Consider the following 12,335-nt stretch of genomic DNA (forward strand, 5'->3'; position numbering starts at 1 on the left):
GCCGTCGTCCGCCCTCGTCGTGTCTGACCGACTGTGCGGTTTGGTTGAAACGGGTACGGCTTAGTTCGGCCACAACCTCCGCTACGCGGAGACCCGCGCGGCCTGCTCCCTCAGCTGCTCCTCGCTCAGCCCACGGCGCCAGTAGCCGACGAAGGTGACGCGTCCGCGGTCGAACTCGCGTTCCCGGACGAGATGGCGGCGCAGCTCACGGACCCCGGAGGACTCGCCGGCGATCCAGGCGTACGGAGTCTCCCCGGGCAGGTCGGCGGCGCGCACGGCGTCCACGGCCGAGGGGGCGCCCTCGTCCCGGACGAGCCAGGTGAGGTGTACGTCGGCCTCGGTGCGGATCTCCAGCCGGTCCTCGCCGTGCGGGACCTCCAGCCAGACCCGGGCCTTCGTGCCGGCCGGAAGCCACTCCAGGGCGGCCGAGGCGGCGGGCAGCGCGGTCTCGTCCGCGCAGATCAGCACCCACCCGGTGTCCTGCGGCGGCTGGAAGCGGATCCCGTTGTTGTCCTCACCGGTGGGGCCCAGCACCAGGAGCCGCTGCCCGGGGGCGGCGGCCTCCGCCCAGCGGCAGGCGGGTCCGCCGTGCTCGTGGAGGGCGAAGTCGATGTCCACCTCCGCCGAGCCGTCCTCGGTCCACCGCTGGGCGCGCACGGTGTACGACCGCATGACCGCCCTGTCGTCCGGGGGCAGGGCGCGCCAGGCCGGGAACCACTCGCCGTTCTCGTCGACGGGCACCACGGCCTCGGTCCGGCCGGCAGGCGGCAGGAAGATGGAGAGGCTCTGGTCCCGCCCACCCGCGACGAAGCCGTCGCTTCCCGGTCCGCCGAGAGTGATCCTCCGCATCGACGGACCCAGCCGGACGGTCCGCAGGACCGTCAGGTCGAAGAACCGGTAGGGGGCGGTGGGTGCGGTGGGCGCGGTGGCGGTCGTCATACGGGGTCCTCCCGGAACCGGAACCTGGGCAACGGTGACGGCCCGGCCCGGAGACGCTCCGGACCGGGCCGGGTGGTCAGCCGACCTTCTTGGCCTTCTCGATGGCCTCGGCGAGGGCGTCGAGGATCGGTGCGCACTTGTCGTAGGAGTAGATGGGCTCCGTCGTGCGCGGGATGACCTGGCCGGCCTTGACGGCGGGCAGCCCCGTCCAGGTCGGCTTGGAGGTCAGGGCGTCGGGCTGCAGGGCCGAGGAGCGGTTGTCCATCATGATGATGTCGGCGTCGTACTTGTCGACGTTCTCCCAGCTCAACTCCTCGAAGAACCCTGCCGCGTTCACCTTCGGCTCGACGAACTGCACGCCGAGCTCCTGGAAGTACAGGGTGTCGGCGGCCGTCTCGGCGAGGGTGACGTAGAACAGGTCCTGGCTGGCCGAACCGACCAGGACCTTGATGTTCGGCTGGGACTTCGCGGCGGCGCGCAGCCGGGCCGCCGCCTTCTCGAAGGCGGCCTTGGCGTCGGTGACCTTCTTGGCCTTGACGTCGGCGCCGAGGGAGGCGGCGAGGTCCTCGTGGCGCTGGATCGCCTTCGGGACCGTGGTCTGCGCGGCCCACAGGGCGACGCTCGGCGCCAGCTTGAGGATCTTGTCCTTGGACTGGTCCGGCACGTACCAGAGGGCGTCCTTCTCCCACATGGCGGTGACGAGGAGTTCCGGTGCGAGACCGGCGTACTTCTCGACGTTGAACTCGCCCCAGACGTTGCCGAGCACCTCGACCTTGCTGACGTCCAGGTCGCCGGCCTGCACATCCGCCGTACCGTCGGAGGTCTTCGTCGGGCCGAAGACACCCTTGACCTCGACGCCGTAGTCGTGGAGCGCGGCGGCGACACCGACGAACGCGACGATGTTCCTCGGTGCGGAATCGGCCTCGGCCGTCTGTCCGCGGTCGTCCTTGAAGGACCAGGGGCCGGATTTCTCCGTACCCGAACCCGAGGCGGAACTCGCCTCGTCACCGTCGCCGCAGGCCGCGAGGACGGCGCCGAGACCGACGGCGCCACCGGCGGCCAGCAGGCCGCGGCGGGAGAGTGGGCTGGTCCGGAGGTTGGACATGAGTGGGTCTGCTTTCGTACGCGCCCCAGGGCGCCCGCTGACGATTCGAGGGAAGGCTAGCCTAACCTCACACGCGGTAGGCGGGGAGGGCAAGGGAAGCGGCCGTTCCGTTACCCGCACACGGGAAAGCCGCCCTCCCGTGACCAGGGAAGGCGGCTGTCGCGAACGCCCGGCTCAGCCGGCGACCGGCTGGAGGCGCAGCATGTCGATGTCCGGGCACACTTCTGCGATCGCGCCGAAGTCGTCGTCCACGTGCAGCACGGTGAGCCGGTGCTGCCGGGTTGTGAGAGCGATGAGGACGTCGATGGGCGAGAGGTCCCGGTGGTGGCCGATCCTCACGAGCTCTCGCTGTACTTCGATGATCCTCGGCCAGGGGTCTTCGAGTGAGGGGACCCACCCGAAGATCTGGCCGAGCATGGTGAAGAACGGTTCATGGTCCCGGTCCGCACGGCGGGTGGCGCTCCCCGTGTCTCAGGCGTCCATGCCCAGCTCCCGGGCGATCAGCATCCGCTGGACCTCGCTCGTGCCCTCGCCGATCTCCAGGATCTTGGAGTCGCGCCACATGCGGGCCACCGGGTACTCGTTCATGAAGCCGTAGCCACCGTGAATCTGGGTCGCCTCGCGGGCGTTGTCCACCGCCACCGTCGACGAGTACAGCTTCGCGATCGCCGCCTCCTTCTTGAACGGCTCGCCCGCCAGCAGCCGCGAGGCCGCGTCCCGCCAGCCGATGCGGGCCATGTGCGCCCGCGTCTCCATGTCCGCGATCTTGAACTGGATGGCCTGGTTGGAGCCGATCGGCTTCCCGAAGGCGTGCCGCTCCTTCGCGTACTTCAGCGACTCGTCCACACAGCCCTGGGCCAGACCCGTCGACAGCGCCGAGATGGCGATCCTGCCCTCGTCCAGGATCCGGAGGAACTGCGCGTAACCGCGGCCCTCCTCGCCCAGCAGGTTCGCCGCTGGGACGCGGACGTCGGAGAAGGACAGCTCACGGGTGTCCGAGGCGTTCCACCCGACCTTGGAGTACGGGGCGGCCACCGTGAACCCGGGGGTGCCGGACGGGACGATGATCGCGGAGATGCGCGGCGCGCCGTTGTCCTTGCGGCCGGTGACCGCCGTCACCGTCACCAGCTCCGTGATGTCCGTACCGGAGTTGGTGATGAAGCACTTGGAGCCGTTGATCACCCACTCGCCCGCGGCCTCGTCCAGGACGGCCGTCGTCCGTGTGCCGCCGGCGTCCGAGCCGCCGTCCGGCTCCGTCAGTCCGAACGCCCCGAGCGCCTCGCCCGAGCAGAGCCTCGGCAGCCAGCGCTGCTTCTGCTCCTCGGTCCCGAAGCGGTAGACCGGCATGGCGCCGAGCGAGACCCCGGCCTCCAGCGTGATCGCGACGGACGAGTCGACCCGGGCCAGCTCCTCCAGGGCGATCCCGAGGGCGAGGTAGTCGCCGCCCATGCCGCCGTACTCCTCAGGGAAGGGCAGGCCGAACAGGCCCATGCGCCCCATCTCCCGCACGATCTCGTACGGGAACTCGTGGCGCTCGTAGAAGTCGCCGATCTTCGGGGCGATCACATCGTGCGCGAACTCCTCCACGGTGCGGCGCAGTTCCTCGTGCTCGGCGGTCAGCCGGTGGTCAAGGGACATGGGTTGCTTCACTCCTTGTGGGACAGCGCGCGGACGGTACGGGACGGGCTCGGGCGGCCCAGTTGTTCGGCCATCCACACGCTTGTGGCGGTGAGTGCGCCGAGGTCGACCCCGGTGTCGACACCGAGGCCGTCGAGCATCCACACGAGATCCTCGGTGGCGAGATTTCCGGTCGCGCTCTTCGCGTACGGGCAGCCGCCGAGGCCACCCGCCGAGGCGTCCACCGTCGTCACTCCGTGCTGGAGCGCGGCCAGGGTGTTGGAGAGCGCCTGGCCGTACGTGTCGTGGAAGTGCACCCCGATCGTGCCGGTGGGCACCCCCGCCTCGTTCAGCGCGGTCAGCAGCGCCGTCACATGGCCCGGGGTGGCCACCCCGATCGTGTCGCCGAGGGAGAGCTCGTCGCACCCGAGGTCCATCAGCGCCTTCGCGACCCGGACGACCTGCGCGACGGGCACGGCGCCTTCCCAGGGGTCGCCGAAGCACATCGACAGATAGCCGCGCACATGGACGTCGACGCCCTTCGCCCGGGCCACGACCGGCTCGAACATGGCGAGCGACTCGCCCACCGTGCGGTTGAGGTTGCGGGCGGCGAACGTCTCGGTCGCCGAACCGAACACGGCGATCCGTCGGGCACCGAGCGCGAGCGCCCGGTCCAGGCCGCGTTCGTTCGGCACGAGGACGGGGAGTGCCACGTCCCCGACGTCCGCGATCTCCCCGAGCAGGGGGAACAGCTGCTCCGCGTCCGCCAGCTGGGGCACCCACTTGGGGTGCACGAAGCTGGTGGCCTCGATCGTGGAGAGCCCCGCCACCGCGAGCCGGCGGACGAACTCCGCCTTCACCTCGGTCGGTACGACGGTCTTCTCGTTCTGCAGCCCGTCGCGGGCGCCGACCTCATGGATACGGACCCGGGCGGGCAGCCCCGGCGCGGGCACCGTCATGGGCAGTCCGGTGTCGGTCACGATTCCTCCCTCGGAGCCACCACGGCCAGGATCTGGTCCATGGCGACCGTGGCGCCGGCGGCGACGTCCAGCTCGGTGACGGTGCCGGCGTGCGGGGCGGAGATGACGTGCTCCATCTTCATCGCCTCGACGACCAGCAGGCTCTGCCCGGCCGCGACCTCGTCGCCGACCGCGACCTTCACCACCGTGACGGTCCCGGGCATGGGCGCGGCGAGCGTGTCCACGCCCGACCGGGCGGCGCCCCTGAGCGAGGCCTCCACCGGATCGTGGTCCTGGACGTGCCAGGCGTCCCCGTCCCGGCCGATCCAGACCCCTTCCGTGGACGACGCCCGGCTGAACGTGTGCGTCAGGCCGTCGAGTTCGACGACGACGCGCCGCCCGGACACCTCGACGAGCCGGGACCTCTCCGCGCCCGGCAGGGACGGCACCGGACCGCACGCGTCCGCGGGCCCCTCCCGGTCCCCGGCATGGCCGAACGTCAGCGCGGCCGTGCCGTCCGTGCCCGTACGCAGACCCACGCGCACGGGATCGTGGCCCGGGACGCGGAGGTGGTGGAAGGTCTCGGCGGGAGTGCCGCCGAGCCGCCAGCCACTGGGCACCGAGAACGGGTCGACCCAGCCCCCGGAGGGTGCGGGGGACGGCTGCCGCAGCAGCGCCGCCGCCGCGTACACCTCCTCCGGCACCCCGTCCGGCACCAGCCCGTCCGCCTCCCGCTCCACCAGACCGGTGTCCAGGTCGCCCGCGGCCACCGCCGGATGGGCCAGCAGCCGCCGCAGGAACCCGGCGTTCGTCGGAACGCCCAGCACCACCGTGTCCGCCAGTGCCGCGCGCAGCCGGCGCAGGGCCGTCGCCCGGTCGGGGCCGTACGCGATGACCTTGGAGAGCATCGGGTCGTACGTGCTGCCGACCGGGACGCCCTCGCTGAGTCCCGAGTCCGTCCGGATCCCGCCGCCCTGCGGTTCGTGGAGCGCGAGCACCGTGCCGCCGGAGGGCAGGAAACCGCGCGCCGGGTCCTCCGCGCACACCCGGGCCTCGACGGCGTGCCCGGTGAGCGTGATGTCCGCCTGCGCGTGCGGCAGCGGCTCACCCGAGGCGACCCGGAGCTGCCACTCCACCAGGTCGAGGCCGGTGACCAGCTCCGTGACCGGGTGCTCGACCTGGAGGCGGGTGTTCATCTCCATGAAGTAGTACGAGGAGGGGTCACCGCCCGGGACGATGAATTCGACCGTGCCCGCCCCGGTGTATCCGCAGGACCGGGCCGCCTGTACGGCCGCCTCGCCCATCGCCGCACGGGTCCGCTCGTCGAGGAGGACCGAGGGCGCCTCCTCGATGATCTTCTGGTGTCGGCGCTGGAGCGAGCACTCACGCTCGCCGAGGTGCAGGACGTTGCCGTGGCCGTCGGCCAGGACCTGGATCTCGATGTGACGCGGCCGGTCGATCCACCGCTCCACGAGGAGCGTCTCGTCGCCGAACGAGGCGCGTGCCTCGCGCCTGGCCGCCGCGATCTCATCGGCCAGCAGCGCCTCCTCGCGCACCAGGCGCATGCCCTTGCCGCCGCCGCCCGCCGACGGCTTCAGCAGCACGGGCATCCCGATCTCCCGGGCCGCGGACGCCAGCTGGGCATCGGTCAGCCCGCTTCCCGAGGAGCCCGGCACCACCGGCACCCCCGCCGCGGCGACGGTCTCCTTGGCCCGGATCTTGTCGCCCATCAGCGAGATCGCCGGAGCGGGCGGGCCGATGAAGACCAGACCCGCCTCCGCGCACGCCTGGGCGAAGCCCGCGTTCTCGGCGAGGAAGCCGTAACCGGGGTGGACCGCCTCGGCGCCCGTACGACGGGCGGCCTCCAGCAGACGCTCCACCGACAGATAGCTCTCCGCTGCGGGCGCGGGCCCGATCCGTACCGCCGTATCGGCCTCCCGTACGTGCCGGGCGTCCGCGTCGGCGTCGCTGAAGACGGCGACCGACCGCACACCGAGCTCGCGCAGGGTCCGGATGACCCGGACCGCGATCTCGCCACGGTTGGCGACCAGAACAGTGCTGAACATGGAAGTCCTCACATCACATCCGGAAGACGCCGAAACCGGGACCGTCGGGATCCTTCTCGGGCAGCGGGGCGTTGGCGCACGCGGTCAGGGCGAGCCCCAGCACCTGCCGGGTCTCCATCGGGTCGATCACTCCGTCGTCCCAGAGCCGGGCGGTGGCGTAGTAGGCGTTGCCCTGCTGCTCGTACTGTGCGCGGACCGGATCCTTGAAGGCCTCCTCGTCCTCGGCCGGCCACTCCTCGCCGCGTCCCTCGATCTGGTCGCGCTTGACGGTGGCCAGCACGGAGGCGGCCTGCTCGCCGCCCATGACCGAGATCTTGGCGTTCGGCCACATCCACAGGAAGCGCGGCCCGTACGCCCGGCCGCACATGGAGTAGTTCCCGGCGCCGTACGACCCGCCGACCACGACCGTCAGCTTCGGCACCCTGGTGCACGCAACGGCCGTGACCATCTTGGCGCCGTGCTTGGCGATGCCCCCCGCCTCGTAGTCCCGGCCGACCATGAAGCCGGAGATGTTCTGCAGGAACACCAGCGGGATGCCGCGCTGGTCGCACAACTCGATGAAGTGGGCGCCCTTCTGGGCGGACTCCGAGAACAGGATCCCGTTGTTGGCGACGATGCCGACCGGGTGCCCGTGGATCCGGGCGAAGCCGGTGATCAGCGTCTGGCCGTACTCCGCCTTGAACTCCTGGAAGCGGGAGCCGTCCACCACCCGGGCGATGACCTCGCGCACGTCGTAGGGCGTGCGCGAATCGACCGGCACCGCCCCGTACAGGCCCGCCGGGTCGGCCTTGGGCTCCTCGGCGGGCTCCACGGACCAGGGCAGCGGGGCGCGGCCGGGCAGGGTCGCGACGATGTTCCGCACGATCCGCAGCGCGTGCGCGTCGTCCTCGGCGAGATGGTCGGTGACCCCGGACGTGCGGGAGTGCACCTCGCCCCCGCCCAGTTCCTCCGCCGTGACGACCTCACCCGTGGCCGCCTTCACGAGCGGGGGCCCGCCCAGGAAGATCGTGCCCTGGTTCCTGACGATGACGGCCTCGTCGCTCATCGCCGGGACGTACGCCCCGCCCGCCGTGCACGAACCGAGGACCGCGGCGATCTGCGGGACACCGGCCCCCGACATCCGGGCCTGGTTGTAGAAGATCCGCCCGAAGTGGTCCCGGTCGGGGAACACCTCGTCCTGCATAGGGAGGAACGCGCCTCCCGAGTCCACCAGGTACAGACACGGCAGCCGGTTCTCCAGGGCCACCTCCTGGGCACGCAGGTGCTTCTTCACCGTCATCGGGTAGTACGTGCCGCCCTTGACGGTGGCGTCATTCGCGACGATCACGCACTCCCGGCCGCTGACCCGCCCGATTCCGGCGATCACCCCGGCCGCCGGCGCCGCGCCCCCGTAGAGCCCCTCGGCCGCGAGCGGTGCCAGCTCCAGGAAGGGCGAGCCCGGATCGAGCAGCGTGTCCACCCGCTCGCGGGGCAGCAGCTTTCCGCGCGCCACATGCCGGGCGCGGGCCTGCTCACCCCCGCCGAGCCGTGCCGTGGCGAGCCGCGTGCGCAGCTCCTCGGTGAGCGCGTGATGCCCTGCCTCGTTGGCCTGCCAGGCCTCCGAGGCGGGATCGGCCGCGCTCACCAGGACCGGTGCCTGCTGCATCCTGTCGAGCCCCCTTGCCCGTACCGCGGTGGTTAATGAGCGTTAACGCGTGAGCTCAGGTTAACGACCGCTAACGGCCCTGTCTAGAATGAATCCCCATGAGCACCCATGCCGCCGCCCGCGTCGCGGCTCCCACCCGCCGCGAACAGATCCTGAGGGAGGCGGCCCGCCTCTTCGCCGAGCGCGGTTTCCACGGTGTCGGGGTCGACGAGATAGGGGCGGCGGTCGGCATCAGCGGCCCCGGTCTCTACCGCCACTTCCCCGGCAAGGACGCGATGCTCGCCGAACTGCTCGTCGGCATCAGTGAGCGCCTGCTGGCCGGCGGCAGGCTGCGCGTCACCGAGGACGGCGCCTCCCGGGACAGCTCCCCGGGGGCCCTCCTGGACGCCCTCATCGAGGGTCACATCGACTTCGCCCTGGACGACCGCCCCCTGATCACCCTCCACGACCGCGAGCTGGACCGGCTGCGCGACACCGACCGCAAGCGCGTACGCCAGCTCCAGCGGCAGTACGTCGAGGTCTGGGTCGAGGTCGTACGCGCCCTCTACCCGACCCTCGCCGAGAACGAGGCACGGGTCACCGTCCACGCGGTGTTCGGCCTGCTCAACTCCACCCCCCACCTGACCCGCCCCGAAGCCCTCCCCGACCGCGCCGCCACGGCGGCACTGCTCCACCGGCTGGCACGCGGGGCCTTCGAGGCGGCGGCGGCGTAAAGGACCACCGGCTGCCGCCCGCCGGCCGGCCCCCGGAGCGTTCCGTCGTACGAGACACCGGGTACACAGCGCTTCACCGGCGGCACAATGGGTGCATGCCGATACCCAGCCGCGCCGCCCTCGTCGAGCACCTCGTCCGCACCCGTATCGCGGGAGACGTCGCCACCCCCCGTGACAACAACCTCTCCCACTACCGCCAGCTCGCCAACGGCAACCGCCACTTCTGGCTGGGGCTCGAGCTCGGCGACCGCTGGCGTGACGAGCAGGACGTGCTGGCCGTCATGGCCGAGAGATGCGGGGTCAACGACGACCCCGAGCACCGGGTGGGGCAGGACACCATCGACCCGGAGCTGACGGTCGACGCCCTGGACCGGATGGCCGCCCGGTTGCGGAAGGCGGCGGCGGACGGGGAGCGGGTCCTGTTCGCGACCGGCCACCCGGGCGGGCTGCTCGATGTGCACCGGCAGACCGCGAACGCCCTGCGGGCCGCCGGATGCGAGATCGTACGGATCCCCGCTGGGCTGACGGCGGACGAGGGCATGGTCTTCCAGTTCGCCGACGTCGCGGTGCTGGAGCGGGGGGCGACCCTGTGGCACACCCACTCCCCGGCCCCGATGGCCGCCATCCTGGACGGCCTGGAGCGCGAGGGCCGGCCGAGGCCCGACCTGGTCGTGGCCGACCACGGCTGGGCCGGGTGCGCGGGGCAGCGCGGCATCGACTCGATCGGTTACGCGGACTGCAACGACCCCGCGCTGTTCCTGGGTGAGGCGGAGGGCACCCTCCAGGTCACCGTGCCGCTGGACGACCACGTCACGGACCCGCGCTACTACGACCCGATGACCGACTACCTGCTGGACGCGGCGGGGCTGCTCCCCGCGGTCGGCCAGGACTGACGCGCGGTCACTTCCCGGGGCGCAGGCGTACGGGCAGAGACCGGTGGCCGTTGCTGATCAGCGATGCCACGGGCCTCAGGTCCCCCTCCTCGGGGACGAGTTCGGCGTCCGGGAACCGCGTGAAGAAGGCGCTCAGAGCGGCCTCCCCCTCCATCCTGGCCAGCGCGGCGCCGAGGCAGAAATGGATCCCGTGGCCGAAGGCGAGGTGTTCCTTGGTGATCCGGGTGACGTCGAAGACGTCCGGGTCGTCGTGCCAGGCGGGGTGCCGGTTGGCCGCCGCGTAGGAGGCGAGGATGGCCTCCCCCTTCGCGATGGTCCGTCCGTCGGGCAGCGGGATGTCCGCAACGGCGAACCGCAGGGGGAGGTGCTTGACCGGCGGGGAGTGGCGCAGGGTCTCCTCCACGACGTCCGGCCACGACGCGCGGCCCTCGCGGATGTGGGCGAGCTGGTCCGGGTCCGTGAGCAGGGCCGTGACGGCCTGGTCGATCAGGTTGCCGGTGGTCTCGTAGCCGGCGTTGATCAGCAGGAGCAGCGTGTCGCGCAGCTCCTCCTCCGCCAGCCCTTCCCCGTCGGCGCCCTCCTCGCCCAGGGCGATCAGCACGGACGCCGTGTCCTCACCCGGCTCGGCCCGCTTGGCGGCGATGAGGGCGTCGAGCATGCCGTACAGCCGCGCGGTGTTGGCGGCGGCCTCCTCGGGGGACAGGGTGGTGGCGAACACGTCGTTGACGAGGACACGGAACTCGCCTGCCCGGTCGTCGGGGACGCCCAGCAGCCTGCCGATGACCGTGATGGGCAGCGGGTAGGCGAGGCGGTCGCGGATGTCGACGACTTCACCGGGAGGCGTGGCCTCCAGAGCATCCAGGAGCCCCTCCACGATGCCGTCGACGATGGGTCTCAGCGCCGCGATGCGCCGGGCGCTGAACGCCGGGGCGACGATGCGGCGCAGTCGGCGGTGATCGCCTCCGTAGGCGGTGAACATATTGGTGGCGGCGACCCACAGGGCCAGCGGCCAGGTCTGCAGCGCCTCCTCGAATCCCGGCCAGTGCCGCCGCGGGTCCTTGGACACGTCCGGGCTGGTCAGCAGCTCCTTCAGCAGGGCCGGGTCGGTCACGGACCAGGCCTCCACGCCGAGGATGTCGATGCGTGTCGCGGAGCCCTGGGCGCGTAACAGCTCGTGTTCGGCGTCCGCGTCGTGGGCGGCGGGGTCCAGGACGATGGGCGCGGGATGCTGGGGCACGGCCGGTCCTCCTCGCTGGGGACGATCGGCGGAGTCCTACCCGTCGCCAGGAAGCCGGGATCCGGCGCCCGGTAGCACTCCAGCGTTCAGGAGGACGCCCGGCTCACCCGTGACCGCCGCGCGCACGGATCAGCTTTCGGCGCGCGCCGCACGCCGTTGTGTGCGCCCCGGCGTCGGGTCGAGGTACACCCGTTGGATCGACGGGTAGCGTTCCCGCAGTTGCTGCTCGGTCTCCTCGCACGCCCACCCGATCTGCGCGGTGTCGGCGACCGAGTGCGCGGCCTCAGCCCCTCGGGACGCGGACCAGGCCCTCCTGGATGACCGTGATGGCCAGCTTCCCGTCAGCCGTGTAGATCCGTGCCTGGCCGAGACCGCGCCCGCCGGACGCGGAGGGGGACTCCTGGTCGTACAGCAGCCACTCGTCCGCCCGGAAGGGGCGGTGGAACCACATCGCGTGGTCCAGGCTGGCGCCCACCACGTCACCGACCGACCAACCGCCGCGTCCGTGGGCGAGCAGCACCGAGTCGAGCAGTGTCATGTCGGACACGTACGTCGCCATGCAGACGTGCAGCAGCGGGTCGTCCGCCAGCTTGCCGTGCGTGCGGAACCAGACCTGGGAGCGCGGCTCGCGCGGCTCACCGGCCGTGGCGAACGGCGGGGCGTCGACATACCTCAGGTCGACCGCGGCCCGGGCCTCCAGCAGCCGGTCCACCATGCGCGGGTCGGTGAAGCGGTCCGCGTACCGGGGCAGCATCTCCGCCGCGGTCGGCAGGGACTCCGGGTCCGGCGCCGAGGGCATGACCGCCTGGTGGTCCATGCCGTCCTCGTGCACCTGGAACGACGCCGACAGGTGGAAGATCGGCTTGCCGTGCTGGACGGCGACGACCCGCCGGGTGGTGAAGGACCGCCCGTCGCGGATCCGGTCCACGCTGTAGACGATCGGCGCGCCCGGGTCCCCGGGGCGCAGGAAGTACGCGTGCAGGGAGTGCGCGCCCCGGTCGTCGGGGACCGTGCGCCCGGCGGCGACCAGGGCCTGGGCCGCGACCTGGCCGCCGAAGACACGGGGCACGACCGCGGAACGGCTCGTGCCCCGGAAGATGTCCTGCTCGATCTGCTCCAGGTCGAGCAGATCGAGCAGGGATTCGAGTGCTGCGCTCATGG

11 protein-coding genes and 1 pseudogene are annotated in these 12,335 nt (G+C 71.8%); 2 read left to right on the forward strand and 10 right to left on the reverse strand.

Annotated features, from left to right (window positions below; translation table 11 throughout):
- Positions 1-81: 81 nt before the first annotated feature.
- The 7 genes from ACFYSH_RS20055 to ACFYSH_RS20085 all read right to left on the reverse strand — a co-directional run bounded on the left by ACFYSH_RS20055 (position 82) and on the right by ACFYSH_RS20085 (position 8,331).
- On the reverse strand, positions 82-939 hold the full coding sequence (locus ACFYSH_RS20055) for a siderophore-interacting protein (protein ID WP_359464336.1): 858 nt from the start codon (positions 937-939) through the stop codon (positions 82-84).
- 76 nt (positions 940-1,015) lie between these two features.
- Positions 1,016-2,044, reverse strand: coding sequence for an ABC transporter substrate-binding protein (locus tag ACFYSH_RS20060; protein ID WP_359464333.1), 1,029 nt, complete (start codon positions 2,042-2,044; stop codon positions 1,016-1,018).
- A 174-nt stretch (positions 2,045-2,218) separates the two neighbouring features.
- Positions 2,219-2,461: a hypothetical protein gene (locus ACFYSH_RS20065; RefSeq protein ID WP_388754123.1), complete on the reverse strand. Its 243-nt coding sequence runs from the start codon at positions 2,459-2,461 to the stop codon at positions 2,219-2,221.
- Positions 2,462-2,515: 54 nt separating this feature from the next.
- On the reverse strand, positions 2,516-3,682 hold the full coding sequence (locus ACFYSH_RS20070) for an acyl-CoA dehydrogenase family protein (RefSeq protein WP_359464330.1): 1,167 nt from the start codon (positions 3,680-3,682) through the stop codon (positions 2,516-2,518).
- Between the two features lie 8 nt (positions 3,683-3,690).
- Complete coding sequence (locus ACFYSH_RS20075; RefSeq protein ID WP_359464782.1) at positions 3,691-4,620, reverse strand: hydroxymethylglutaryl-CoA lyase; 930 nt, start codon at positions 4,618-4,620, stop codon at positions 3,691-3,693.
- A gap of 17 nt (positions 4,621-4,637) precedes the next feature.
- Positions 4,638-6,686, reverse strand: a complete 2,049-nt coding sequence (locus tag ACFYSH_RS20080; protein ID WP_388754126.1) for a biotin carboxylase N-terminal domain-containing protein — start codon at positions 6,684-6,686, stop codon at positions 4,638-4,640.
- A gap of 13 nt (positions 6,687-6,699) precedes the next feature.
- Positions 6,700-8,331: a carboxyl transferase domain-containing protein gene (locus ACFYSH_RS20085; protein WP_388754129.1), complete on the reverse strand. Its 1,632-nt coding sequence runs from the start codon at positions 8,329-8,331 to the stop codon at positions 6,700-6,702.
- 98 nt (positions 8,332-8,429) lie between these two features.
- Here ACFYSH_RS20085 and ACFYSH_RS20090 point away from each other — a divergent pair, with 98 nt between their 5' ends.
- The gene (locus tag ACFYSH_RS20090) at positions 8,430-9,044 is read left to right on the forward strand and encodes a TetR/AcrR family transcriptional regulator (RefSeq protein ID WP_359464321.1); all 615 of its coding nucleotides are present in this window, start codon (positions 8,430-8,432) and stop codon (positions 9,042-9,044) included.
- Positions 9,045-9,139: 95 nt separating this feature from the next.
- Positions 9,140-9,937, forward strand: a complete 798-nt coding sequence (locus ACFYSH_RS20095) for a phosphatase (RefSeq protein ID WP_388754132.1) — start codon at positions 9,140-9,142, stop codon at positions 9,935-9,937.
- Positions 9,938-9,944: 7 nt separating this feature from the next.
- Here the strand turns inward: ACFYSH_RS20095 and ACFYSH_RS20100 are convergent, their stop codons facing one another.
- The 3 genes and pseudogenes from ACFYSH_RS20100 to tesB all read right to left on the reverse strand — a co-directional run bounded on the left by ACFYSH_RS20100 (position 9,945) and on the right by tesB (position 12,333).
- Complete coding sequence (locus ACFYSH_RS20100) at positions 9,945-11,174, reverse strand: cytochrome P450 (RefSeq protein WP_388754135.1); 1,230 nt, start codon at positions 11,172-11,174, stop codon at positions 9,945-9,947.
- 129 nt (positions 11,175-11,303) lie between these two features.
- A pseudogene (locus ACFYSH_RS20105) lies at positions 11,304-11,426 on the reverse strand (cation transporter); the annotation flags it as partial.
- Between the two features lie 31 nt (positions 11,427-11,457).
- On the reverse strand, positions 11,458-12,333 hold the full coding sequence (gene tesB, locus ACFYSH_RS20110; protein WP_388754138.1) for an acyl-CoA thioesterase II: 876 nt from the start codon (positions 12,331-12,333) through the stop codon (positions 11,458-11,460).
- Positions 12,334-12,335 lie beyond the last annotated feature (2 nt).

The sequence above is a fragment of the Streptomyces sp. NPDC005791 genome (assembly GCF_042871485.1).
Taxonomy (GTDB): domain Bacteria; phylum Actinomycetota; class Actinomycetes; order Streptomycetales; family Streptomycetaceae; genus Streptomyces.